Here is a 24,923-nt window from a genome sequence, read left to right on the forward strand (position 1 = left end):
CAGGAAAACGCTCATGTTCAAGCCTATGGCCCTGGCCGCTGCTGTGCTCGCGACTTTCAGCCTGAATGCCTTCGCGGCAAAAACCGAGTTGACGGTGTACACCGCCCTCGAAGCCGAACAACTGAAGTCCTACAAGGAGGCCTTTGAAAAGGCCAACCCGGACGTCGAGATAAAATGGGTGCGCGATTCCACCGGAATCATCACCGCCAAACTGCTCGCCGAAAAGGCTCGTCCGCAGGCTGACGCGGTGTGGGGCCTGGCCGCGTCGAGCCTGGCGATTCTCGATCAGCAAGGCATGCTGCAAAGCTATGCACCGAAGGATCTGGGCAAGATCGGCGCGAATTACCGCGACGCCGCCAACCCGCCAGCCTGGGTAGGCATGGATGTGTGGGCCGCGACCATTTGCTTCAACACCGTCGAAGCCGAGAAGCAGGGGCTGAGCAAACCGGTCAGTTGGCAGGACCTGACCAAGCCTGAGTACAAGGGCAAGATCGTCATGCCCAACCCGGCGTCTTCCGGCACCGGTTTCCTCGACGTCAGCGCCTGGCTGCAAACCTTCGGCGAGAAGCAGGGCTGGGCCTACATGGACGGCTTGCACCAGAACATCGGCCAGTACGTTCACTCCGGTTCCAAGCCGTGCAAACTGGCGGCGGCGGGGGAGTTTCCGATCGGGATTTCCTTTGAATATCCAGCCGTACAGCTGAAACGCCAGGGCGCGCCGCTGGACATCATCCTGCCGAAGGAAGGTCTGGGCTGGGAGATCGAAGCGACGGCGGTGATCAAGGGCACGCCGCATGAAGAGGCAGCGAAAAAACTCGCTGACTTCTCCGCCAGCGCCGAGGCGATGGATCTGTACAAGGAAAACTTCGCAGTGCTCGCCCAGCCGGGGATTGCCAAGCCGCAAACCGAATTGCCAGCCGACTATGAGCAGCGCCTGATCAAGAACGACTTTGCCTGGGCCTCGAAGAATCGCGACGAGATTCTGGCTGAATGGCGCAAGCGGTATGACGGCAAGTCCGAGAAAGTTGTCGCCAAGTAAGATCTTTATCGACTGACAAGGCCCCTTCGCGAGCAGGCTCGCTCCCACAGTTGCAATGCTGTCCCCTGTGGGAGCGAGCCTGCTCGCGAAAGCGGTTTCTCATTCAGAGCACCTCTACATGACACAACCCAAAGACCTGCTCATCATCGGCGCTGGCATCCTCGGTCTGTCCCACGCCTATGCCGCCGCCAAACGCGGCCTGAAAGTCGCGGTATTCGAACGCACCGCCACGCCCCTTGGCGCTTCGGTGCGCAACTTTGGCCAGGCACTGGTGACCGGTCAGCCGCCCGGCACCATGCTCGACCTGGCCAGGGCCAGCCGCGAAATCTGGGGCGACTGGGCGCAACTTGCCGGTGTGCAGATCAAGCGCAACGGTTCGTACCTGTTCGCCCGCAGCGAGGCCGAAGAACACCTGCTCGAAGCCTTCTGCGCCGACCGCGCGGTCGAGCATGGCTACAACGCCGAGCTGCTGCGCGGCGCGGCGTTGCGTGATCTCTATGGCGGCCAGTTCAGCCATCACCGCGCTGCGTTGCACGGTGTCGATGATCAGCAGTTGTATTCGCGCGAAGCGATTCCGGCGCTGATCGACTATCTGCGCCGCGACCTCGGCGTCGAGTTTCACTTTTCCACGCTGGTGCGCGATGTCGAGCCGGGGCATCTGCACAGCACCGCCGGCAGTTTTACCGGCAAGCAGATCATCGTCTGCTCCGGCCACGATTATCAGACCCTGCTGGCCGAGCCGATTGCTGCGCTCAATCCGCAGATCTGTCGTCTGCAAATGCTGCGGGCCAAACCGCAGGTCGATCTCAATCTGCAACACGCCGTGCTCACCGGCCTGAGCTGCGTGCACTACGGCGCCTTCGCCGATTTGCCGGAAGCCGCAGCGGTGCAGGCGCAGATCCTCCGTGAACAACCGCACCTGCACGCTAACGGCATTCACTTGCTGATCAGCCCGACACCGTATGGCGAACTGATCATCGGCGATTCGCATCATTACGGCAGCGATGCGTCACCGTTCAACGCCGAGCAGGTCGACAACTGGATGCTCGAACTCGCCGAGCAGACGCTGGGCTGTCAGGTGCAAGTGGTCGAACGCTGGCAGGGCGTCTATGGTGCTCGTGGGCCTGGTCCGTTTTCTTTCCTGCGCCCGGCACCGGGCCTGAGCGTGGCGCTGATGCACACCGGCGTCGGCATGAGCGTCGGCCCGGCGCTGGCCGAACGCAACATCGCGCAATTACTGGAGGAGGCATGAATCACGAACAGGTGATCGCCCGGGTGTTCGGCCTGTATGAACGCTTCGGCGCCAGCGATTACATCGGCGAACCGGTGTCGCAGCTCGAGCACATGTCCCAGGCCGCAGAACTGGCTATGGCTGAAGGCTGTGACGATGAAGTGGTGCTGGCGGCGTTCTTTCATGACATCGGCCATTTGTGTGCCGAGGGCGCGGAAAACATGGGCGGTTATGGCGTGGTCAGCCATGAACGGCTCGGTGCCGACTATCTGCGTGAGGCAGGTTTCAGCGAACGGCTGGCGCGACTGGTGGAATATCACGTCCAGGCCAAACGCTATCTGACCTTACGCGAGCCGGGCTATTACGCGCGGTTGAGTGAGGCGAGTCGGCGCACCCTGGAATATCAGGGCGGGGTAATGAGCGAGGCTGAGGCGGATACGTTTGCGGCTGATCCGTTATGTGCGCTGAGTTTGCGCATGCGGTGTTGGGATGAGTTGGCGAAGGAGGTTGCAGTGCCGCTGGTGGATCTGAGTGTGTTAAAGCGCAAGGCTGAGAAATTGTTGTCGGCTGAGTGATTGCAGCCCTCACCCCAGCCCTCTCCCGGAGGGAGAGGGAGCTGATCTCCATGCTTTTCAAACCTGAGTTCGACTGGATATCTCAGGTCGGTGTATGACCCAAGAGCAACACAGTCGGCCCCCTCTCCCTCCGGGAGAGGGCTGGGGTGAGGGGGTAGCGATCTAAAGCTCAAGCACCCGATCAACCAACGCCTCAACCTGCTCCTGCCTTTCCGCCTGATTCAACTTCGCCTGCGGATTGAGCGACGACCACTGCGGATGCGCGCGCGCCTTGTTCAGCGCTTCCGGCAACTTGCCTTCGCGCCAGGTCTTGTCCAGAGGCGTGGCCACCTGAATGCTGTCCATCGCCGCATGCCCGCGCTGATCCAGGGCCAGCAGCAACTGGCGCTGGCGCAACGCCAACAGGCGCAGCACGGCGTCATCCACTGTCAATTCCCGCTGGCCTTTGATCTTGCCGAGCAGGCGACTGCCATAACTGCGCGCGGTTTGCAGTGCGCCACCGGCAATCGCGCCGGCCAGTGCCGCCGCGCCAAGGGTAATCCCGCCGACCAGCAAATCCACCCCAGCCCCGGCCGCTGCACCGGCAGCAATGCCGCCGCCGACGCGCACGCCGAGTTGCTTCAGGGTTTCCGGGTTGAACAGATCATCGCCCCAGCGCCCGTCGAGCAACGGCAAGTCACTGGCCGCCGCGTCCTGCGGGCGAAACGCGTAGAGCTTGAGCAGCGCCTCAACGCACTTCTGCTCACGCTGGCGCACGGCTTTGCGCAGTTCGCTGATCGCCTGCTGTTCCTGCTCGGCTTCGCTGACCACACTGCGTCGGCACGCAGCGCAGTCGATCAGCAATTCGGCAATCAGGCGCGCGGCGCTTTGCTGACGGGCGAGGCGCTGCGCCTGCTGGTCGGCGATCAACCGCTCCAGTTGCGGCCGGGCGTTTTCCAATAGAAGGGCGAGGCTCTCGTACAAGCGCCGCTCGCCATCCTCGGGCGGCGCGACGCTGTCGAAACGTACCAACGCATGCAGCCCCAACCGCGCCAGCGCTTCACGCCAATCGGGTTCGCGATGGTTGGCGCTGCTGACGAAATTCAGCACCGGCAGCAGCGGTTTGCCGCAACTGGCGAGCACTTCCAGCTCGTCGCGGTACTTGGCCAGCACCGGTTCGCGGGCGTCGATCACATACAGACCGGCATCGGAGGCCAGCAGTTGTCGCAGTACCTTGGCTTCCTGTTGGAAACGCTGGCGCGCCTCGCTGCCGTCGAGAAACCGCGCCAGTCGTGCCGGGCCGTCGAGGCGTTCGCCGGGGCGTTCCAGACGCTCGAGAAAATCCAGCAGGGCGATCGCATCTTCCAGCCCCGGCGTGTCGTACAGATCGAGCAACGGCTCGCCATCCACCGACAACCGCGCGCCTTCGACATGCCGGGTGGTGCTCGGCCTGTGCGAGACTTCGCCGAAGCCGACGTCACGGGTCAGCGTGCGCAGCAGCGAGGTCTTGCCGACGTTGGTGTGGCCAACCACTGCCAGTTTCAGCGGTGCCTTGCGTGCATCAGTCATGTCCGCTCTCCAGCCAGTTCATCGGCGCGCAATCGGCGAATGGCAGTTCCAGCTGTTGCAGCGCCGCGTGCCAGTCACCCAGACGTTGCCCGTCCAGCGCTTCGCCAGGCGGCGCTTGCAGCAGCCAGATGCGGGTGGCGCTGGCGTTGCGCGCGAGTTCGGCGATCAATGCGAGGCTGCCGCGATCCGGCGAACGTCGCGGATCGCAGGCGATAGCCAGCCGCGCCGGCGGGAAGCGACTGAGTTGCTCGAGCAGTTTGTGCCGCGATTCGCGACTGTCGAGGATGCCCGCGTTGCTGACGTTTTTCGGCAGCGCGGGTGGCCACGGACGCTGTTCGTCCAACTCGATCGCCACCAGCAGCGCGCCTTCGCTGGCGCGTTCGCCGATGTTGCTTTCGACGCGATGCAGTTGCGCCGGCTCCGGGTCGTTGACACCAAGGCGCTCGCTGGTCGGCATCAACCGTTCGCGCAGTTGCGCGTAGCCGGGCAGGTTCAGATCCAGGCGCAGCGCCGCTTTGCCGCTGTTCCAGCGCCACAGGCAGAACAGCGCGAGCAGCAGGCGCGGCAGCACGCCGTAGACCACCAGCACACCGACCAGCCAGGTCGCCCAGGCCTGTCGCGCGCTTTCAATATCCAGTGCGCCATCGCCGCTGGCGCGGATCATTTCCTCGGTCGGCACATTGAAGCCGAGCAGCGACGGCAGATAGCCAAGGGCCTGGGTGACATGGATAAAGGTGTCGGCGCCGAGGATCGTGGTTTCCCAGACAAAGCCGTAGCGCCGCGTGGCCATCAGGGTCAGCAACAGAATCAGCGCGCTGAGCATCGCCAGCAGCCACAGGCCATTGACCAACGCGCCGAGCGCCCAGCGGTTGAGTTTCTTGCGTTGCAGCAGCAACAGCAGGGCCGGCGCCAGTTGCGCGGCTTTGGCATCGCGGGCGAATTTTTCGCTGAGCCACAGCCATAAGCGCCCAAGGGTGGCGCCGTGTTCGCCAGCGAAAATCAAGCCCAGCGCCCAGCTCAGTAGCAAAATCAGATTGATCCCGAGCAGACTGCCCAGCGCCCAGAACACATTCACCGGCGTCTGCCCAAGTGCGGCGAAAGCCAGACCGGCGCCGCTGAGCACGGCGAAAATCATCAACAGCACCAGCGCCAGACGCGCGCCTTGCAGCCAGTGCTTGAGCGCGGCGGTCAGCCCGTCACGCTCGGCCAGCCATAGCGCCCGGCGCGCAATGCGGCTCGGCAGATCGCCACCAGCGGCGCGGGCCAGACGATTGGCTTCCAGGTCATCCAGCGGCCCCGCGTGTTCTTCGCGCAGGCGGATGGTTTCGGTGAGCCAGAGGTTTTGCAGTGGAGTCAGTTCAGTCACGCGGCGTCCCGTCGCTAAATCGAGCGCTGAGCATAACCGCTGTGGCGCTTATCGGGGTAAGCGCGGCTCTGGTATCCTCGCCGGCATGACTAAATCACTGCCCCTCAGCCTGATCGCAGCCCTCGGTGAAAACCGCGTGATCGGCGTCGACAACAGCATGCCCTGGCACCTGCCGGGGGACTTCAAATACTTCAAGGCGACCACGCTCGGCAAGCCGATCATCATGGGTCGCAAGACCTGGGATTCGCTCGGTCGGCCATTGCCGGGGCGCTTGAACATCGTGGTCAGCCGCCAGACCGATCTGCAGCTCGAAGGCGCCGAGGTCTATCCGTCGCTGGAAGCCGCCGTGGCGCGCGCCGAGGAATGGGCGAAAGCCCAGGGCGTTGATGAACTGATGCTGATTGGTGGCGCGCAGTTGTATGCGCAGGGACTGGCGCAGGCCGATCGGCTGTACCTGACCCGCGTGGCGCTGAGCCCGGAAGGGGATGCGTGGTTTCCGGAGTTTGATCTGAGCGAATGGAAGCTGGTGTCGAATGTTGAAAACCCGGCGGTTGAAGATAAACCCGCGTACAACTTCGAAGTCTGGGAGCGCGCATGATCGTTCCCACGCTCTGCGTGGTAACGCCTCAGGGGACGCTCCGCGTCCAGTGACGCAGAGCGTCACGGCTGCATTCCCACGCAGAGCGTGGGAACGATCCTTTGAAACTATGCCTGGGCCAACTCTGCGTGTTCATCGGCATCCAGCAGCGCTTTATCCGTCTGCTGCATGACCTGACTGGTAATCGCCCCTGCGGTAATCGAGCCACTCACGTTCAACGCGGTGCGCCCCATATCGATCAGCGGCTCGACCGAAATCAGCAACGCCACCAGTGACACCGGCAAGCCCATCGCCGGCAGCACGATCAGTGCGGCGAACGTCGCGCCGCCACCCACTCCGGCCACGCCGGCCGAGCTCAACGTGACAATCGCTACCAGCGTCGCGATCCACAGCGGATCCAGCGGGTTGATGCCGACCGTTGGCGCGACCATCACGGCCAACATTGCTGGATAGAGACCGGCGCAACCGTTCTGGCCGATGGTCGCACCGAACGAGGCAGCGAAACTGGCGACTGACGACGGAATGCCCAGACGACGGGTCTGCGCTTCGATGCTCAGCGGAATGGTTGCCGCGCTGGAGCGGCTGGTGAAGGCGAAGGTCAGCACCGGCCAGATCTTGCGGAAGAAGCGCAGCGGGTTGATCCCGGCGGCCGACACCAGCACGCCGTGCACCACGAACATCAGGCCCAGGCCGATATACGAGACCACGACGAAACTGCCCAGCTTGATGATGTCCTGCAGGTTGGAACCGGCGACCACTTTGGTCATCAGCGCCAGCACGCCGTACGGGGTCAGCTTCATCACCAGACGCACCAGACGCATCACCCAGGCTTGCAGGGTGTCGATGGCGTTGATCACTTTCTGACCTTTCTCGACGTCGTCCTTGAGCAGTTGCAGCGCGGCAACCCCGAGGAATGCGGCGAAGATCACCACACTGATGATCGAGGTCGGCTTGGCCCGGGCCAGGTCGGCGAACGGGTTCTGCGGAATGAACGACAGCAGCAATTGCGGCACATTCAGGTCGGCGACCTTGCCGGCGTAGTCGTTCTGAATGGTTTGCAGGCGCGCCATTTCCTGAGTGCCGGCGACCAGACCTTCAGCGCTGAGGCCGAACAGGTTGGTCAGGCCGATGCCGATCAGCGCCGCGATGGCAGTGGTGAACAGCAGCGTGCCGATGGTCAGGAAACTGATCTTGCCCAGCGACGAGGCGTTGTGCAGGCGGGCGACGGCGCTGAGGATCGAAGCGAACACCAGTGGGATCACGATCATTTGCAGCAACTGCACGTAACCGTTGCCGACCAGATCGAACCAGCCGATCGAGGCTTTCAGCACCGGATTGCCGGCACCGTAAATCGTGTGCAGCGCGACGCCGAACGCCACCCCGAGGACCAGTGCAAGCAGGACTTTTTTCGCCAGGCTCCAAGTGGTGTGGCGGGTTTGCGCCAGACCGAAGAGCAGGGCGAGGAACACCAGCAGGTTGAGAATCAGCGGTAGATTCATGAGAACTCCAGTAAAGACTGTGCCAACAGCCATCCGGGGCTGCTGCGAACCGGCAAGCCTAACAGCTTGATTTGCAATGATTTAATACCAAAATGGCTGGGCAACCGTCGTTTTTGGAATAAGCGCGTGTCGCTGTCGGCAATGCAACTGACGCGCAGGGGACGTCAGCGGTCGCTGACAGGCGAGGGTTGTCACACTGATTTGTTAGCGTCGAACTCTTTGCATCGGGGAGTAGCGCTATGAGAATTGCACGCACGTTGTTGGCTGTAGCACTGGCGGCTGGCCTCGCCGGCCATGCATTCGCCACGGACCTCAAGCACTGGCCGGCGGATCAGGCCAAGGCGCTGGACGCGATGATTGCCGCCAACGCCAACAAGGGTAATTACGCGGTGTTCGACATGGACAACACCAGTTACCGCTACGACCTCGAAGAATCCTTGCTGCCGTTCATGGAAAACAAGGGCCTTATTACCCGCGACAAGCTCGACCCCTCGCTGAAACTGATGCCCTTCAAGGACACCGCCGAGCACAAGGAAAGCCTGTTCAGTTATTACTACCGGCTCTGCGAAGTCGACGACATGGTCTGCTACCCGTGGGTGGCGCAGGTGTTCTCTGGCTTCACCCTCAAGGAACTCAAGGGCTACGTTGACGAGCTGATGGCTTCGGGCAAACCGGTGCCGGCGACGTATTACGAAGGCGATGTGGTGAAGAAGCTCGATGTCAATCCGCCGAAGATCTTCACTGGCCAGCAGGAGCTGTACAACAAGCTCATGGAGAACGGTATCGAGGTCTACGTGATGACCGCCGCTTCAGAGGAACTGGTACGCATGGTCGCGGCGGATCCCAAGTACGGTTACAACGTCAAACCGCAGAACGTCATTGGCGTTTCACTGCTGCTCAAGGATCAGAAGACCGGCGAGCTGACCACTGCGCGCAAACAGATCACTGCCGGCAAATATGACGAGAAGGCCAACCTGGGCCTGGAGCTGACGCCGTACCTGTGGACCCCGGCAACCTGGATGGCCGGCAAGCACGCGGCGATCCTCACCTACATCGATGAATGGAAAAAACCGGTACTGGTCGGCGGCGATACCCCGACGAGCGACGGTTACATGCTGTTCCATGATGTCGACGTGGCCAAGGGCGGCATTCACTTGTGGATCAACCGCAAGGACAAGTACATGACGCAAATCAACGGCATGATGGCCAAGCACGCGGCGGCGCAGGCCAAGGAAGGCTTGCCGGTGACGGCGGACAAGAACTGGGTGATCGTCAAACCGGAAGACATCCAGTAAGCCACGATCGCATGTAGGAGCTGCCGAAGGCTGCGATCTTTTGATCTTGTTTTGGATCGTTCCCACGCAGAGCGTGGGAACGATCAGCCCCGCACATGGCGGGGCATTTTTGCATCGGCGATTTGACGGTTACAGCCCGTCGAGCATCGCTTTGTTGCGCACCGCGCCCTTGTCGGCACTGGTCGCCAGCAGGGCGTAGGCCTTGAGCGCGGTGGTCACTTTGCGTGGGCGCACCTCGACCGGTTTCCAGCCTTTCTTGTCCTGCTCGGCGCGGCGTGCCGCCAGTTCTTCGTCGCTGACCAACAGGTTGATCGAGCGGTTCGGAATGTCGATCAGCACCTTGTCGCCATCCTGCACCAGACCGATCGCGCCACCGGCCGCAGCCTCTGGCGAAGCGTGACCGATCGACAGGCCGGAAGTACCGCCGGAGAAACGCCCGTCGGTGAGCAGCGCACAGGCTTTGCCCAGACCTTTGGATTTCAGGTAGGACGTCGGGTAGAGCATTTCCTGCATGCCCGGGCCGCCTTTCGGGCCTTCGTAGCGAATGATGACGATGTCGCCTTCCTTCACTTCGTCGGCGAGGATGCCGCGCACGGCGCTGTCCTGGCTTTCGAAGATTTTCGCGTTGCCTTCGAAGACGTGGATCGACTCATCGACCCCGGCGGTTTTCACCACGCAACCGTCCTGCGCGATGTTGCCGTACAGCACGGCGAGGCCGCCTTCTTTCGAATAGGCGTGCTCGAAGCTGCGGATGCAGCCGTTTTCACGATCGTCGTCGAGGGTTTCCCAACGGGTCGACTGGCTGAACGCAGTCTGGGTCGGAATGCCCGCCGGACCAGCCTTGAAGAAGTGATGCACGGCTTCGTCGCTGGTCTGGGTGATGTCCCACTTGGCGATGGCTTCTTCCATGCTGCGGCTGTGTACGGTCGGCAGGTCGGTGTGCAGCAGGCCGCCACGGGCCAGCGAACCGAGGATGCTGAAAATGCCGCCGGCGCGGTGCACGTCTTCCATGTGGTACTTCTGGATGTTCGGCGCGACTTTGCACAGCTGCGGCACGCTGCGCGAGAGGCGGTCGATGTCGCGCAGGTCGAAATCGATCTCGGCTTCCTGGGCGGCTGCGAGCAAGTGCAGGATGGTGTTGGTCGAACCGCCCATGGCGATGTCGAGCATCATCGCGTTCTCGAACGCCTTGAAGTTGGCGATGTTGCGCGGCAGCACGGAGTCATCGTTCTCGCCGTAGTAACGCTTGCACAGCTCGACGATGGTGCGACCGGCCTGGAGGAACAGCTGTTCGCGGTCGCTGTGGGTGGCCAGGGTCGAACCGTTGCCCGGCAAGGCCAGACCCAGTGCTTCGGTCAGGCAGTTCATCGAGTTGGCGGTGAACATGCCGGAGCACGAACCGCAGGTCGGGCAGGCGCTGCGCTCGTACTCGGCGACTTTCTCGTCAGAAGCGCTGGAGTCGGCGGCGATCACCATGGCGTCGACGAGGTCGAGGCCGTGGGAGGCGAGTTTGGTCTTGCCCGCTTCCATCGGGCCACCGGAAACGAAGATCACCGGGATGTTCAGGCGCAACGCGGCCATCAGCATGCCCGGGGTGATCTTGTCGCAGTTGGAAATGCACACGATAGCGTCGGCGCAGTGGGCATTGACCATGTACTCGACGGAGTCGGCGATGATCTCGCGGCTCGGCAGCGAATACAGCATGCCGTCGTGGCCCATGGCGATGCCGTCATCGACGGCGATGGTGTTGAATTCCTTGGCCACGCCACCGGCGCGTTCGATCTCGCGGGCGACCAGTTGACCCAGGTCCTTCAGGTGCACATGCCCCGGGACGAACTGGGTGAACGAGTTGGCGATGGCAATGATCGGCTTCTTGAAGTCGTCATCTTTCATGCCGGTGGCGCGCCACAGTGCGCGGGCGCCGGCCATGTTGCGGCCGTGGGTGGATGTTTTCGAGCGGTAATCTGGCATGGAGCACTCCGGGCGGCTAATCACGTACTAAAGGGGAGTGAGCTTCTGTTGACCTCTGAAACACCCGAAAAATGGCCGTGTGTCCGGAAGCTGCCGATGACGTTGCGGGATCGCCGCTGGTCTCAGCCTGAGCTCATAAACCCGCCGGGGATGAATGGCGATGAATGAGGCGATTCTACACCGCTGGCGTCGCGAGGGAATGGCGCAAAGCGTTGTTCCCCCGCTGAAGAGGCACGCGGGATGACGACTGGCAGGATCAGTGGTCGCCTCCCGGCATCACCGGATTGCTGCGCAGGTTGCTGACGCGACGGCCAATCACGCTGTTGAGCAACAGCGATACGCCGCTCAACACCACGAAGCCGTAACCCAGCGTCGCTTGCAGGTTGGCCGGGCCGAGGCTGATCAAGGCGCTGACCAGCCCGCCACAGATAAAGATGATGGTGCTGCCGGCGGACGCCGATGCGCCGGCATTTTCGGCGAACAGGCTCATGGCGCGGGAGGTAGCCGGTGGCCGGGAAATGGTCGTGCCCACCGTGCAGATGAGCATTGGAATCAGCACCGTCGCAGCTGACAAATCATGATTGGCGGCCAGATAGAGCATTACCAGTCCCGAGAGCAGGATCAGACTCAGCCCGGTAAAAATCTGCTGTTGCGCATTGATATGCCGGTTCAGCACGCTGGCGAGCACGCCGCCGAAGACATAGGCGGCGCCGTAAATCAGCAGGATCAAGGCGAAATCGTAAGGTGCCATCTGCAGCTGCTCCATGAAGATCAGCGGCGAAATGACAATGAAGGAAAAGTGGCAGGCGAAAGCGAAGGCGGAAATCAGCCAGCAGCCGACGAATTCAAAATTGCCCAGGACGCGCTGATAGGACTGGATGAAGCCCAGACGATTGGCGTCATGAGGAGGACGGCTGTTGTCGAGCAATCGCCAGGTCTTGATCAGAACTGCTGCGGCCAGGGCGATGAAGACCCAGAAGCTGCCGCGCCAGCCGAGCGTGGCCTGCAGAAACGTGCCCGCCAATGGTGATACCGAAATGAAGATGCCCGTTGCGGTGACCATCAGGATCCGCAGGCGATCACGCTCGTTGCCTTCGAACAGATCCTGCACCAGTGCCTGGGACAGCACGAAGCAACCGCATCCCAGCGCCTGCATCACCCGGAAAATCAGGAACAGCGTGTAGTCATTGCTCAGCACGCAGCCCAGTGCGCCGAGCAGCGACACGCTCATGCCGGCAAGCAGCAGACCTTTGCGCCCGATCACATCTGACAGCGGGCCGATCAATAACTGGGCAAATGCGATGCCCACGGCAAACAGACTGATCGACAGCGCGATGTCGTTAGACGATCGGCCAAAGTGAGCTGCCAATGCCGGAAAGGAAGGCAGCAGCACATCCAGCGGAAACACGCCAAGCAGGATCATCGCCAACAACAGGCTGACGGCACCGCGTTGTTGCCGGCGGGTAGCTACACGGCTGTGTTTATCCATCGATCAATCCTGCTTTGGCGAAAAGTGTCTGGTTGTGGGGCAATGCAAAGAAGCCCGCCTTGTGCAAGGCCTCCACCGTAGGTTTGCAGCCAACGCGTGCACGAGCGCGGTTGGCCTGCACCGTTGCCGTGCCGCCGACAATCTCCATCACGTCGATCTCGGCAATACCGGCCGAACGCAGGCTTTGTTGCAGCCAGCCTTCATCTGCTTCGAAGAAGATGGAAATGATCTCCACGAGGGTCTTGCTGGCGAACAGGCGTTGACGACTGTTCATCGCAATCCAGAAGTAATGGAAGGCTTCGGCGAAATAGCGGCTGTGCCGGGCTTCGTCGGCAAGGTGATCACGCAACATGTCACTCACACTGGATACCAGCGTGTCGCGGCAGACCTCCAGCAACTCGCGGGCAATGATGGTTTCCGAGACAAATCCCAGCAGGAACCAGGCCAATGCACGGTTTTTCTCCGGCGTGCGCGCGATCAAAGCGTTCATGCGGCTGATCCGCTTCGGAATGACCGGTCGCCGGGTGATGCCGTAGAGCGCAGCGATCTGCTCGGCAATCTGGTTGGAAAACAGCGCGTGGTAGCCCTCGTCGGTATACAGCTGCAGTGCCGCATGTTTCATCGGTAGCGGTATATAAATGGGCAGTTCGCGGTGCACGATGACTTCCACCGCGCGGTTGACGATGCGGTGTTCGAGCAGGGTGGTGTAGTCGAGGAAATACACCAGATGATTGGCGGTAAGGCGGTGCAGGGTTTCGCGACCTTTGGCCTGGATGGCCGGATGCGCCAGATAGGGCACAAAGGCCGGGGGTAACCAGTAGCGGGTTTGCAATTGCTGCTCGACATCGCCCGGTAATCGATAGTCGTGGACACTGCTGCGTACCGATGCACGGTTCTCCCAGCCTGGAAGCGTGAATTTGAGCGACCATGACACCGGGGCTTCGCTTTCGTCCATAGCCGTGGGAATCATGACTGTGCTCCGCTGAGCAGATCACGCATTTCCTGGCACATGGCCTGGCCATCGCTTTGTCCGCAGCCGACGAAGAACAACGGTTGCTCGGCGCTGTCCGCGATGCCGAGCAGGGTTTCAATCTGTGCGTCGGCAAATGCGCCGGTCAACCAGGTGTTCAACCCCAGCGTCGTCGCTACCAGTTGAAAGGTTTGCGAGAGATGACCGGCTTCGATGAAGGCCATGCGATAGGCACGCGAGTGCTCGTACTTCCACCAGAGACGATCAAACCTTGCAGTGATGAACACGCCCAGTGGCAGGTTGTTGATGAAATGCTGGCCGCCGAGCAATTGACCCAGCTCCGGATCCGGCAGCGCATTGATCCGACTCAGGGCGTGTTCGGCAGGGTGATAGGCGTAGATGCCGGGTTCCAGTCCGCTGACATTTTGCGCCAGGACAAATCCCTCACAGGCGTTCAGTCCGCCGCCGGACGGGCAGCTTCGGCGTGCCTCCAGACCCGGTGCGACCGGATCGTCGTGGGCATTGTCGCGTGGGGGAAGGTAGCCGAGGGTCAGATACAGCAGCGTGCCGACCTCATCCAGTGTCACCGCTGCACCGGTGTAGGAACGACAGGTTTTGCGCCTCATCAGGGCCTGAGTCAGGCTGTCATCATCAATGGCGCCAGGTACGGGCAGGGTAATCAGGGGCTGCACTGATCGCCGCGCCCGGGTGTCTGCAGGTTCTGGCTTCGCCAGCACTTCGCTGCAGTGCGCCAGATATTGCCTGGACCACTCGTGGATATTCCGAGGCGTATGTGCGCTAGGTATGTTTTGTGTGCCGATGTGATAGATCTTCGACAATTCATCCCAGCCCCAATTCGGGCTGTCTATTTTTGAAGTTGTCAGAATTCCTGCGTCCAGAAGTTGTGTGTCTATTATGTTGTTCGGGTCAAATATATCAGGGTTGTGTATAAGGCTGGCGAGGCGATGGGAGTATTCAAGATCAAGTTCGTGTTGAGTATGGTTCTTGTAGTTCCAGACAACTTGTCCAGGCGGGCGCGGCAATATAAAAAGAAAAGGATTGATATACATGGGCTCAGGTCACTCGGGAAAAAGTCTGATGGACGCCAGAGTGCCGGCACTCTCCGGCGTCCAGGCTTACTTAGCGGCCGGTGGCTGCAACCAGAAAGGCCAGGTTGGCGAGTTTGTCTGTTTCGAGATAAATGGTTTTCATGATGTGAACTCCTTGTTCGTTGGTAGTTGAGTCGCTTCGTTGCGACAACTTCATATTAGTTTGTAATCGAATATTGGCAAGCGGATATTAAGTAGGAATATTCCAGTAATTTTGTCGGAGTGATCTTTTGCAGGAGGCTTACTGCGTAGGTTTAATTTCCATGATTGACAGGCATGACGAAACTTCCTGCAAGGCAGCGAGAAAGAAGTTGTAGGAAGAGGGCAGGACACTCATGTCGAGTGTGAAAAAACGGGGGGGGGGGCGCGCAAAAAAAACGGGGAGCTCAGTGGCTCCCCGGTGTTCAAGCGCAATCAGCTGTTGGGCAGCAGACGGCAGGTGATGCTTTTGATGTAACGGGTTTCAGCGATGGCCGGATGCACCGGATGATCCGGACCCTGACCGCCACGCTCGAGCATCTGGATATTGCGGTCCAGGTGACGGGCGCTGGTCAGCAGGATGTTCTGCAGATCGTCTTCCGGCAGGTGCATGGAGCACGAAGCACTGACCAGAATGCCGTCCTTGGTCAGCAGGCGCATGGCTTGCTCGTTGAGACGACGGTAGGCGCCTTCGCCGTTCTTCATGTCTTTCTTGCGTTTGATGAAGGCCGGCGGATCGGCAACGATCACGTCGAAGCGCTCTTCGCTGGCTTTGAGTTCCTTCAAGGCTTCGAAGACGTCGCCTTCGATGCAGGTCATCTTGTCAGCGAAGCCGTTCAGCGCGGCATTGCGCTCGACGCCGTCGAGGGCGAATGCAGAGGCGTCGACGCAGAACACTTCGCTGGCGCCGAACGCAGCGGCCTGCACGCCCCAGCCACCGATGTAGCTATAGAGATCAAGTACGCGTTTGCCCTTTGCGTAAGGTGCCAGGCGCGCGCGGTTCATGCGGTGATCGTAAAACCAGCCGGTTTTCTGCCCTTGAATGACCGGCGCTTCGAACTTGACGCCGTTCTCTTCCAGCGCGACCCACTCCGGCACCAGACCGAACACGGTTTCGACATAACGGTTGAGGCCTTCGGCGTCGCGGGCGGCGGAATCATTCTTGAACAAAATGCCGCTTGGCTTGAGCACTTGAGTCAGCGCGGCGATCACGTCGTCTTTGTGCGCTTCCATGGTCGCCGAGGCGATCTGCACCACAAGAATGTCGCCGAAACGATCGACCACCAGACCCGGCAGCAGGTCGGAGTCGCCGTAGACCAGGCGATAGAACGGCTTGTCGAACAGACGCTCGCGCAACGACAGCGCGACGTTCAGACGGTGCACCAGCAACGACTTGTCGAGTGCCAGTTTGATGTCGCGCGACAGCAGGCGCGCGCAGATCAGGTTGTTCGGGCTCATGGCGACGATGCCCAACGGCTTGCCGCCAGCGGCTTCGAGCACCGCCTGATCGCCGGCCTTGAAGCCGTGCAGAGGCGTGGCGGCCACGTCGATTTCGTTGCTGTAGACCCACAAGTGGCCGTTGCGCAGGCGACGGTCGGCGTTGGCTTTGAGGCGCAGGCTAGGCAGGGACATGACGTCGCTCCGGAAAAAAGAGCGGGAGTATAGCGTGTTGAGGTTTGCGCAGGGCTGAGGATGCGATGAAACGCTGATGATGCCTTCGCGAGCAGGCTCGCTCCCACACTTGCAATGCATTCACCTGTGGGAGCGAGCCTGCTCGCGAAAGCGATTTCAGCTCTTATGCAGCCAGTGCGTCAATCAGGGCCTGACTGAACGCCGGCACATCATCCGGTTGGCGGCTGCTGATCAGGTTGCCGTCCTTGACCACTTCCTGGTCGACCCAGTTGACCCCGGCATTGACCAGATCGTCCTTGACCGTTTTGTAGCTGGTCATGGTCTTGCCATTGACCAGCCCTGCGGAAATCAGCAGCCAGCTGCCATGACAGATCACGGCAATCGGCTTGCCCGCCGAAGCGGCAGTCTTGACCAGATGCTGAGCATCCTGGTCGATACGAATGGTGTCGGAATTTTGCACACCACCCGGCAGCAGCACGGCATCGTATTGATCGATGCTCACGGCCTGGAAGGTGTTGGCGACCGGAAAGTCGTCCGCCGGCTTGTCATGGTTCCAGCCTTTGACCGTGCCAGCCTCGGCGGAAAGGATATCGACCTGCACGCCGGCCTGCTCCAGGGCATCCTTGGGGCCGGTCAGTTCGACCTGTTCGAAACCATCGGTAACCAAAATAGCGACGCGTTTGCCATTGAGGGAAGTTGCCATCGGTAAGCTCCTGAGTCTGTGGAGATTTTGCCTTCGCAGCGAACCGTTGAGGTCCGATGCGCCCTACAGATTCCGAAGCCTGGACGCAGATGAAAGTTCCGGCGATGTGTCCATCGGTGTGTCGCCCTGCCGTTTCAGCGGTTAGAATCGCCGCCTGCCCCGGAGTGTGTACTTATGTCCCAAGAGCTGACCACCGAACAGATTCAACAATCGCTGCAAGGCATCAGTGTGCCGGCGCAACCGCAGATCATGGTGGATCTGCAAATGGAGCAGTACATGCCCGACCCGGACCTGGAGGTGATCGCCAAGCTGATCTCCCAGGACCCCGGCCTGTCCGGCGCGCTGCTGAAAATCGTCAACTCGCCGTATTACGGCCTGAGCAACAAGATCACCTCGATCCAGCGCGCGGTAAACCTGTTGGGCAGCCGCTCGATCATCAACCTGATCAACGCGCAGTCGATCAAGGGCGAGATGAACGACGACACCATCGTCACCCTCAACCGTTTCTGGGACACCGCGCAGGACGTGGCGATGACCTGCCTGACCCTGGCCAAGCGCATCGGTACCCAGGCGGGTGACGAAGCCTATGCGTTAGGGCTGTTCCACGATTGCGGCGTACCGTTGATGCTGCAACGTTTCCCCAACTACATGACCGTACTGGAAGAGGCCTATGCCAGCGCCAGCCCGGAATGCCGTGTGGTCGATACGGAAAACCGTGTGTTCAACACCAATCACGCCGTGGTCGGTTACTACACTGCCAAGTCCTGGCGCCTGCCGGAGCATGTCAGCGCCGCCATCGCCAACCACCACAACGCGCTGGCGATTTTCAGCGACGAATCGTCGAAGAACAGCCAGCTGAAAAATTTGCTGGCGATTCTGAAAATGGCCGAGCACATCTGCGCCTCGTATCGGGTGCTGGGCAACCAGACCGAAGATTTCGAGTGGAACGCGGTCGGCCCGCTGGTGCTCGATTACGTCGGTCTGTCGGACTACGACTTCGAAACACTCAAACAAACGATTCGCGACCTCGGCGCGCATTGATCCGAGGACACCATGCCTGAACTGCCGGAAGTCGAAACCACCCGTCGCGGGATCGCCCCGCACCTGGAAGGCCAGCGGGTCAGCCGCGTCATCGTCCGCGACCGGCGCCTGCGCTGGCCGATCCCCGAAGACCTCGATGTGCGCCTGTCCGGGCAGCGCATCGTGCTGGTGGAGCGGCGCGCCAAATACCTGTTGATCAACGCCGAGATCGGCACGCTGATCAGCCATCTGGGCATGTCGGGCAATCTGCGTCTGGTCGAGGCCGGGTTGCCGGCGTTGAAGCACGAGCACGTCGACATCGAACTGGAATCGGGTCTGGCCCTGCGCTACACCGACCCGCGACGCTTCGGTGCGATGCTGTGGAGCAACGACCCGCTCAATCACGAACTGCTGATTCGCCTCGGGCCTGAGCCGCTGACCGATCTGTTCGATGGCGAAAGATTGTTCAAGCTGTCACGCGGACGTTCGATGGCGGTCAAGCCGTTCATCATGGACAACGCGGTGGTGGTCGGGGTCGGCAATATCTACGCGACCGAAGCGCTGTTCGCCGCCGGCATCGATCCGCGCCGCGAAGCCGGGGGCATTTCCCGCGGGCGTTACTTGAAACTGGCAATCGAGATCAAACGCATCCTCGCCGCCGCCATCGAGCGTGGCGGCACGACGCTGCGCGATTTCATTGGCGGTGACGGTCAGCCGGGATACTTCCAGCAGGAACTGTTTGTCTACGGCCGGGGAGGGCAGCACTGCAAGGTCTGCGGTAGCGGCCTGCGCGAAGTGAAGCTGGGCCAGCGCGCCAGCGTGTTTTGTCCGCGCTGCCAGACGTGAAAAAATCCTTCGGTCTATAGTGAGAAGTCTTACTGCTAAGCCCGAAGGATCGTGCCATGAAAGTCCTGCAAGTCTTCTTCGTCACGCTGCTGTTGTGTTCCAGCCTAGCCGTTCAGGCCTCGGAAACCGGCAGCGGTGATCCGCGTTACACCATTCAGAATCCCCCGGCCTACGCCATGCTTGGCGACCTGCTGATTGCCCGACCTTTGCTGGTGGTGGCCACGGTGATCGGTGCGGGAGCGTTTGTGGTGTCGTTGCCGTTTACCGCACTGGGCGGCGGTGTTGGCGATGCCGGTCAGGCGCTGGTGGTAGACCCGGCGAAAGCGGCGTTTGTGCGGTGTCTGGGGTGTACAGGGGAGGGGTTCGAACAGCGCGAGTGAGCTGATCGGGTTTCAGTGGTGTGGCTGATGGCCCATTCGCGAGCAGGCTCGCTCCCACAGGAGAATGCATTGCAAATGTGGGAGCGAGCCTGCTCGCGAAGAGGGCCGGACGGGCACTGAAGAGATCAGGCCTTGCCGGTGATCTTGCGGTATTTCTCCATCAACTGTTCTTCAGTCTCCGGATGGGCTTCGTCCAGTGGAATGCAATCCACCGGGCAGACCTGCTGGCACTGCGGCTCGTCGTAGTGGCCGACGCACTGGGTGCACAGGTTCGGGTCGATCACGTAGATCTCTTCGCCTTGGGAAATGGCGGCGTTCGGGCACTCGGGTTCGCAGACGTCGCAGTTGATGCAATCGTCGGTGATGATCAGGGACATGCTAACTCCAGCCGGGGCGGCAGGCCCGGGCGCTATAAATCAATGCGCGCAATTGTGCCGCATTGGCGCTTGCAGTGCACGCGGGGGCGATCAAGGGCACTCTTGGCTGCGATCCAGAAACGAAAGGATCGCAGCCTTCGGCAGTTCCTACTTCTTGAAGCGCAGGGTCAGCGCGTCGGCCACGGCCGGGTGGACGAACTTGCTGATATCGCCGCCCAGCGCGGCAATCTCCCGCACCAGCGTCGAGGAAATGAACGAATAACGCTCCGACGGCGTGAGAAACAGGCTCTCCACATCCGGTGCCAGTTGGCGGTTCATGTTGGCCAGCTGGAATTCGTATTCGAAGTCCGACACCGCACGCAGACCACGCAGGAACACATTGGCGTTCTGCTCTTTGGCGAAATGCGCGAGCAGCGTCGAGAAACCGACCACTTCCACGTTCGGCAGGTGTTTGGTGACCTCGCGAGCCAGTTCGACCCGTTGTTCCAGCGGGAACAGCGGGTTCTTTTTCGGGCTGGCGGCGACCGCAATGATCACGTGATCGAACAGGCGCGAGGCGCGTTCGACCAGATCGCCATGGCCCTTGGTAATAGGGTCGAAGGTACCTGGGTACAACACTCGGTTCATCGCGTCGTCCTGGCGGGAGTCCGTTGGGGAGTCGGATGGTATCGCAGCCTTCCCGGTCGGCCAAGTCGCCTGTTGGGTAAGAAAGCACTATAGACGATGGGAATATTCTGCTTTTTCATGGATTTTTCAGTCGGTCAGCCAAGGCTGTCGCCAGTTGCGCGGTCAGGCCATACACCGACAACTGCGGGTTGGCGCCGATGCTGGTGGGGAACAGCGAGCCGTCGTGAATCGACAGATTGCGCAGTTGATGATGGCGACCAAGGCTGTCGGCGACCGCGCTTTTCGGATCTTCACCCATCGCACAACCACCCATCACGTGGGCACTGCCCAGTCGCGTGCGGTACAGCTCCAGGCTCAGTCCATCGATCATTGAGCGCGCCTCGGCCAGTGTCTTCACATAGCGGCCGTCGGCGTGCATCGGCATCACCGATTGCGCGCCGCCGGCGAACTGAATTTCGGCCATCACGTGAAAGGCCCGGCGCAAACCGTCCCAGGCGTATTGCGAAACCTGATAGTCGAGCACCGGCGAGCCATCACCGCGCAGCTCCACCGAGCCACCGCTGCTGTCCGGATGGAAGCCATCGCGCAGCAGCGCCAGCATCGCGTGGGTGTGCGGCAGATCAGCCATGTGTTGCGCGTTCTCTTGACCGAAACCGCCGAGCAGTGTGGCGGCCAGCGCCGGGTGCAGCGGCGGCACTTCGAGTTTGAAAGCCATCGGCCCGGTGGTGCCGTCCTTCCACTGAAAATGGTCGGAGTAGATCGACTGCGGCGCGCCGTAGAACGGATTGACCACCTCGGCGAAACGCGCGGCGGACATGTTCACCGGGTGCAGAAAGGTGCGCTTGCCTATGCGCTCATGCGGATCCGGCGCGTCGGAGCGCAGCAACAGCGCCGGGCTGTTGATGCCGCCGCCGGCCAGCACATAATGCCGCGCCTTGACGGTGATGCTGCGCCCGGTCGGCTCGACGCAGCGTTGGTCCATCGCCACGCAATGCAGCCCGGTAACCTTGTCGCCACTGATCAGCAGTTTCTCCACCCGCGCGAGATACAGCAGCTCGCCGCCCTTTTCCAGCGTCGCCGGGATGGTCGTGACCATCATCGATTGCTTGGCATTGCTCGGGCAGCCCATGCCGCAATAGCCCAGATTCCAGCAGCCGCGCACGTTGCGCGGGATCACGTGCCAGCTGTAGCCGAGTTGCTCGCAGCCTTTGCGGATCACGTCGTTATTGGCGTTGGGTGGCACCATCCACGGCGCGACGCCCAGGCGCTGCTCCATTTTTTCGAACCACGGCGCCATCTCTGCCGGGCTATGGCCTGTGACGTTGTGCTCGCTGGCCCAGTGTTCGAGGGTCGGCTCGGGCGTGCGGAAGCTCGAGGTCCAGTTGATCAGCGTCGTACCGCCGACCGCTCGGCCCTGCAGGATCGTGATCGCGCCGTCCTTGCTCATGCGCCCGATGCCTTCCTGATAGAGGCTGCTGTAGGCCTCGTCTTCGAGCAGTTTGAAATCCGAGCTGGTCTTCAGCGGGCCTTCTTCGATCAGCAGGACTTTGTAGCCGGCCGCGCTGAGGATCTCTGCCGTGGTGCCGCCGCCGGCGCCACTGCCGATGATCGCCACGTCGGCTTCGAGGGTGAGGTCGTCGCTCAGTTGCGCGCCGTTGTAGGTTTTCCAGCCTCGGGCGAGGCCTTCGCGGAAGGGATCGGGTACGGGCATCGGTCAGGTTCTCTTTATTATTCTGGATGCTGAGGTGATGCAGCAGGCCCCTTCGCGAGCAGGCTCGCTCCCACAGGGGGATGCATTTCAAATGTGGGAGCGAGCCTGCTCGCGAAGGCCGCGCCCTGGTTTCAGACCTTCGGCGGACCGGGATAACCGCAATGCGCCCAGGACTCGGCGCGGGTGTACCAGGCCATCATCACCATCTGCTGCAACGAGCTATGGCCCATGCGCAGCAAGCTCAGTGAACTGTTCTCCCAGCGTTCGAGGAAATGCCGCATCGCCTCAGGGCTGGCGTTTTCCCAACTGCCCCAGATACCGGTGAGCGGGCCACGGGTCACGGCCATGCCGAGCACATCGAACAGTTGCCGAGTGAGCTTGAGCATTTCCGGCGACACGTGATCAAGGCTGTAGTCCAGCGACTTCAGCGTGCCGTCGAGCGCAGCGGGCATTTCCCCGGTGGCAACGGCGCCGTCGAGCATCACCGGGATCAGCGCGCGCAGGAACAGCAGATCGCCGTCGCGCAAACTGACGAAGCCGTTGGCGCTGATGCTCGACGAGCAGCCAGTGAGGCTGGCGCCAAGGCCGGCGGTGGCGAGAAACGTGCTGGCGCCGAGGCTGAATTTCAGCAGGCCACGGCGCGACAGGGCAGGTGTTTCGGTCAGGCTTGGGTGCATTGTTTTTATTACCCGGCGTCGACGAACGTTTAGCGAATGAACAGCTTCTGAATCAGTTTCTGAATCGATGTGCCGTAGGGTGGGTAGATCAGCCGGGCCGCGTTGAAGCGCTGTTTGATCAGCACGCCCTTGGCCTTGCTGAAGGTCAGGAAACCTTCGTGGCCGTGGTAATGGCCCATGCCCGAGGGGCCGATGCCACCGAAGGGCATATCGTCCTGAGCGACATGCAACAAGGTGTCGTTCAGGCATACGCCGCCGGAATGGGTCTCGTGCAGCACGCGATGCTGTTCGCGTTTGTCGTAGCCAAAGTAGTAAAGAGCCAGAGGACGAGGCCGCTGATTGATGTAAGCGAATGCCTGCTCCAGATCGCGATAGGGCACGATCGGCAGCAACGGGCCGAAAATCTCGTCCTGCATCACCGTCATCTCATCGCTGACATTGAGCAGCACGCTGTGTGGCATGCGTCGGCCCTGGCCTTGTTCGAACAGTGGGATCAGCAGCGCGCCCTTGCTGGTCGCGTCGCTGACGTAACCGTTCAGTCGGGCCAGTTGGCGTTCGTTGATGATCGCGGTGTAGTCGGCGTTGTCGGCCAGGGTAGGGTAGAAGCCTTTCACAGCCTGACGGTAGGCCTCGACGAAGGCGCCGACGCGGTCTTCCGGCACCAGCACATAGTCGGGCGCGACGCAGGTCTGCCCGGCGTTGAGGGTCTTGCCGAAGGCGATGCGTTCGGCGGCGTCCTTGAGCGGTACGTCTGTGGAGACGATGGCCGGCGACTTGCCGCCCAGTTCCAGCGTCACTGGCGTGAGGTTTTCCGCCGCAGCGCGCATGACGTGTTTGCCGACGCTGGTGGAACCGGTGAACAGCAAGTGATCGAACGGCAACCGCGAGAACGCTACGCCGACATCCGCTTCGCCCAGCACTACACAAACCAGGTCTTCGGGAAAGATCCGCGCGAGCAGCTCTTTGAGCAACAGGCCGGTGGCCGGGGTCGATTCGCTGAGCTTGAGCATCACCCGATTGCCCGCCGCCAGGGCGCCGACCATCGGCCCCACGGCCAGATACAGCGGGTAGTTCCACGGCACGATCACACCGACCACGCCCAGCGGCTGGTAAACCACCTTTGCCGAAGCAGGCTGGAACGCCATGCCGACCTTGCGCCGCGATGGCTTCATCCAGTTCTTCAGATGACGGCTGGCGTAGTGAATGCCGTGCAGGCTCGGCATCAGTTCGGCGAGCAGGGTTTCGTCGGCGCTGCGGTGACTGAAATCGGCGCTGATCGCCTCGATCAATGCCTGACGCTCAGCGCTGAGCAGATCGCGCAAAGCCTTGAGCCATTGCTGACGTTGTGCGGCCGGCGGCATCGGGTTGGCGGCGTACGCGGCCCGTTGTGCCTGGAACTGCCGATCGAGGGTTTCAAGAGGCTGTTGCAGGGTTTGCAGGTAGGCAATGTCGGCAGTCATCGCGGGCTCCGGATTTTATTGTAATGGGCACTTTTTAGAGTCTAAGCTCTAGAAAGTCAAACGACTTCCGTGCACGGCAAGGTTTTATCCATTTCCGGTTAGGTCGTAAGATGCGCCGTCTACGCACTCTGAATTAAAGCTCAAGCCATGGCCCCACGAATAAAAACCAGCGAGCGCATCGTTCAGAACAGCCTGGAGCTGTTCAATCAGCAGGGCGAGCGCAGCGTCAGCACCAACCACATCGCCGCGCACATGGAGATTTCTCCGGGCAACCTGTACTACCACTTCCCCAACAAGCAGGCGATCATCGCTGTGTTGTTCAGTGAGTACGAAGCCCTGGTGGACAGCTTTTTGCGTCCGCCTCAGGGTCGCCCGGCGACCGTCGAGGACAAGCGTTTCTATCTCAAGGAACTGCTCTCGGCCATGTGGCGTTACCGTTTTCTGCATCGCGATCTTGAGCATCTGCTCGACAGCGATGCGGAACTGGCCGCGCGTTATCGGCGCTTCTCCCAGCGCTGCGTGATCCAGGGGGCCGCTATCTACGAAGGTTTTGTCGCCGCCGGCATCCTGAAAATGGATCGCGTGCAGATCGAATCGCTGACCCTCAATGCGTGGATCATCCTGACCTCGTGGGTGCGTTTTCTGTGCACCACGCGGGAAAACTCCAACCACCTCAGCGAACAGGCCGTGAAGCGTGGCGTGTATCAGGTGCTGGTGCTTGAGGCAGGGTTTGTCACCGATCAGGCGCGGGATGAAGTCAACGCACTGTTCGACGAATTCTATGTGCCGCTGGCGCAGGCCCTTGAAGACGTGAAATAAAC

At 61.1% G+C, this 24,923-nt stretch carries 23 protein-coding genes; 9 read left to right on the plus strand and 14 right to left on the minus strand.

Features of this window, described 5'->3' with window-relative positions; translation table 11 throughout:
- The first annotated feature begins 13 nt into the window (after window positions 1–13).
- The 3 genes from AB4N48_RS26035 to AB4N48_RS26045 all read left to right on the plus strand — a co-directional run bounded on the left by AB4N48_RS26035 (window position 14) and on the right by AB4N48_RS26045 (window position 2,845).
- Complete coding sequence (locus tag AB4N48_RS26035) at window positions 14–1,039, plus strand: putative 2-aminoethylphosphonate ABC transporter substrate-binding protein (RefSeq protein WP_042606530.1); 1,026 nt, start codon at window positions 14–16, stop codon at window positions 1,037–1,039.
- 118 nt (window positions 1,040–1,157) lie between these two features.
- Window positions 1,158–2,291, plus strand: coding sequence for a TIGR03364 family FAD-dependent oxidoreductase (locus AB4N48_RS26040; protein WP_305381704.1), 1,134 nt, complete (start codon window positions 1,158–1,160; stop codon window positions 2,289–2,291).
- Window positions 2,288–2,845 carry a phosphonate degradation HD-domain oxygenase gene (locus AB4N48_RS26045; protein ID WP_095181315.1) on the plus strand — a complete coding sequence of 186 codons (558 nt, stop codon included), beginning with the start codon at window positions 2,288–2,290 and terminating at the stop codon, window positions 2,843–2,845. Before AB4N48_RS26040 ends, AB4N48_RS26045 begins: the two co-directional genes overlap by 4 nt.
- A 162-nt stretch (window positions 2,846–3,007) precedes the next feature.
- Here AB4N48_RS26045 and AB4N48_RS26050 read toward each other — a convergent pair whose 3' ends face one another.
- A complete protein-coding gene (locus AB4N48_RS26050; RefSeq protein ID WP_460094525.1) occupies window positions 3,008–4,393 on the minus strand; it encodes a GTPase/DUF3482 domain-containing protein in 1,386 nt (461 codons plus the stop codon).
- A complete protein-coding gene (locus AB4N48_RS26055; protein WP_460094527.1) occupies window positions 4,386–5,759 on the minus strand; it encodes a DUF2868 domain-containing protein in 1,374 nt (457 codons plus the stop codon). The genes AB4N48_RS26050 and AB4N48_RS26055 overlap by 8 nt, the downstream gene beginning before the upstream one ends.
- An 85-nt stretch (window positions 5,760–5,844) precedes the next feature.
- On the opposite strand from AB4N48_RS26055, the gene AB4N48_RS26060 reads away from it, so the two are divergent.
- Window positions 5,845–6,357, plus strand: coding sequence for a dihydrofolate reductase (locus AB4N48_RS26060; protein ID WP_252884979.1), 513 nt, complete (start codon window positions 5,845–5,847; stop codon window positions 6,355–6,357).
- Window positions 6,358–6,464: 107 nt separating this feature from the next.
- Here AB4N48_RS26060 and AB4N48_RS26065 read toward each other — a convergent pair whose 3' ends face one another.
- Window positions 6,465–7,856, minus strand: a complete 1,392-nt coding sequence (locus AB4N48_RS26065; RefSeq protein ID WP_056786302.1) for an L-cystine transporter — start codon at window positions 7,854–7,856, stop codon at window positions 6,465–6,467.
- Between the two features lie 239 nt (window positions 7,857–8,095).
- On the opposite strand from AB4N48_RS26065, the gene AB4N48_RS26070 reads away from it, so the two are divergent.
- On the plus strand, window positions 8,096–9,151 hold the full coding sequence (locus tag AB4N48_RS26070; RefSeq protein WP_258707309.1) for an HAD family hydrolase: 1,056 nt from the start codon (window positions 8,096–8,098) through the stop codon (window positions 9,149–9,151).
- Window positions 9,152–9,280: 129 nt separating this feature from the next.
- On the opposite strand, the gene ilvD is transcribed toward AB4N48_RS26070, so the two are convergent.
- From ilvD to AB4N48_RS26100, 6 genes are all read right to left on the minus strand, one after another.
- Complete coding sequence (gene ilvD / locus AB4N48_RS26075) at window positions 9,281–11,122, minus strand: dihydroxy-acid dehydratase (RefSeq protein ID WP_024014684.1); 1,842 nt, start codon at window positions 11,120–11,122, stop codon at window positions 9,281–9,283.
- Between the two features lie 256 nt (window positions 11,123–11,378).
- Window positions 11,379–12,611 (minus strand): MFS transporter, encoded by a 1,233-nt coding sequence (locus tag AB4N48_RS26080; protein WP_460094529.1) that lies wholly within the window; start codon window positions 12,609–12,611, stop codon window positions 11,379–11,381.
- Complete coding sequence (locus AB4N48_RS26085) at window positions 12,604–13,581, minus strand: diiron oxygenase (RefSeq protein WP_095181321.1); 978 nt, start codon at window positions 13,579–13,581, stop codon at window positions 12,604–12,606. Before AB4N48_RS26085 ends, AB4N48_RS26080 begins: the two co-directional genes overlap by 8 nt.
- Window positions 13,578–14,651, minus strand: a complete 1,074-nt coding sequence (locus AB4N48_RS26090; protein WP_460094530.1) for a SagB family peptide dehydrogenase — start codon at window positions 14,649–14,651, stop codon at window positions 13,578–13,580. The genes AB4N48_RS26085 and AB4N48_RS26090 overlap by 4 nt, the downstream gene beginning before the upstream one ends.
- A 453-nt stretch (window positions 14,652–15,104) precedes the next feature.
- The gene (locus AB4N48_RS26095) at window positions 15,105–16,301 is read right to left on the minus strand and encodes a class I SAM-dependent rRNA methyltransferase (protein ID WP_016772700.1); all 1,197 of its coding nucleotides are present in this window, start codon (window positions 16,299–16,301) and stop codon (window positions 15,105–15,107) included.
- A gap of 163 nt (window positions 16,302–16,464) precedes the next feature.
- Complete coding sequence (locus AB4N48_RS26100) at window positions 16,465–17,004, minus strand: type 1 glutamine amidotransferase domain-containing protein (protein WP_064364734.1); 540 nt, start codon at window positions 17,002–17,004, stop codon at window positions 16,465–16,467.
- Between the two features lie 228 nt (window positions 17,005–17,232).
- On the opposite strand from AB4N48_RS26100, the gene AB4N48_RS26105 reads away from it, so the two are divergent.
- From AB4N48_RS26105 to AB4N48_RS26115, 3 genes are read left to right on the plus strand one after another with little or no spacing between them, the layout of a single operon-like run.
- Window positions 17,233–18,045 (plus strand): HDOD domain-containing protein, encoded by an 813-nt coding sequence (locus AB4N48_RS26105; RefSeq protein ID WP_164558347.1) that lies wholly within the window; start codon window positions 17,233–17,235, stop codon window positions 18,043–18,045.
- A gap of 12 nt (window positions 18,046–18,057) precedes the next feature.
- The gene (mutM, locus tag AB4N48_RS26110; protein ID WP_207807525.1) at window positions 18,058–18,870 is read left to right on the plus strand and encodes a bifunctional DNA-formamidopyrimidine glycosylase/DNA-(apurinic or apyrimidinic site) lyase; all 813 of its coding nucleotides are present in this window, start codon (window positions 18,058–18,060) and stop codon (window positions 18,868–18,870) included.
- Between the two features lie 56 nt (window positions 18,871–18,926).
- Window positions 18,927–19,250 carry a multidrug transporter gene (locus tag AB4N48_RS26115; RefSeq protein ID WP_076564452.1) on the plus strand — a complete coding sequence of 108 codons (324 nt, stop codon included), beginning with the start codon at window positions 18,927–18,929 and terminating at the stop codon, window positions 19,248–19,250.
- A gap of 125 nt (window positions 19,251–19,375) precedes the next feature.
- On the opposite strand, the gene AB4N48_RS26120 is transcribed toward AB4N48_RS26115, so the two are convergent.
- From AB4N48_RS26120 to AB4N48_RS26140, 5 genes are all read right to left on the minus strand, one after another.
- On the minus strand, window positions 19,376–19,627 hold the full coding sequence (locus AB4N48_RS26120) for a YfhL family 4Fe-4S dicluster ferredoxin (protein ID WP_003195146.1): 252 nt from the start codon (window positions 19,625–19,627) through the stop codon (window positions 19,376–19,378).
- A 147-nt stretch (window positions 19,628–19,774) separates the two neighbouring features.
- Window positions 19,775–20,254: a pantetheine-phosphate adenylyltransferase gene (gene coaD, locus AB4N48_RS26125; RefSeq protein ID WP_003229157.1), complete on the minus strand. Its 480-nt coding sequence runs from the start codon at window positions 20,252–20,254 to the stop codon at window positions 19,775–19,777.
- Window positions 20,255–20,369: 115 nt separating this feature from the next.
- Window positions 20,370–21,965 (minus strand): GMC family oxidoreductase, encoded by a 1,596-nt coding sequence (locus AB4N48_RS26130; protein WP_460094531.1) that lies wholly within the window; start codon window positions 21,963–21,965, stop codon window positions 20,370–20,372.
- 131 nt (window positions 21,966–22,096) lie between these two features.
- Window positions 22,097–22,642, minus strand: a complete 546-nt coding sequence (locus tag AB4N48_RS26135; RefSeq protein ID WP_460094532.1) for a twin-arginine translocation pathway signal protein — start codon at window positions 22,640–22,642, stop codon at window positions 22,097–22,099.
- Between the two features lie 29 nt (window positions 22,643–22,671).
- The gene (locus tag AB4N48_RS26140) at window positions 22,672–24,102 is read right to left on the minus strand and encodes a coniferyl aldehyde dehydrogenase (RefSeq protein WP_353188329.1); all 1,431 of its coding nucleotides are present in this window, start codon (window positions 24,100–24,102) and stop codon (window positions 22,672–22,674) included.
- A 147-nt stretch (window positions 24,103–24,249) separates the two neighbouring features.
- Here AB4N48_RS26140 and AB4N48_RS26145 point away from each other — a divergent pair, with 147 nt between their 5' ends.
- On the plus strand, window positions 24,250–24,921 hold the full coding sequence (locus tag AB4N48_RS26145; protein ID WP_016772708.1) for a TetR/AcrR family transcriptional regulator: 672 nt from the start codon (window positions 24,250–24,252) through the stop codon (window positions 24,919–24,921).
- Window positions 24,922–24,923: the final 2 nt, after the last annotated feature.

The sequence above is a fragment of the Pseudomonas sp. S2_C11 genome (genome assembly GCF_054668395.1).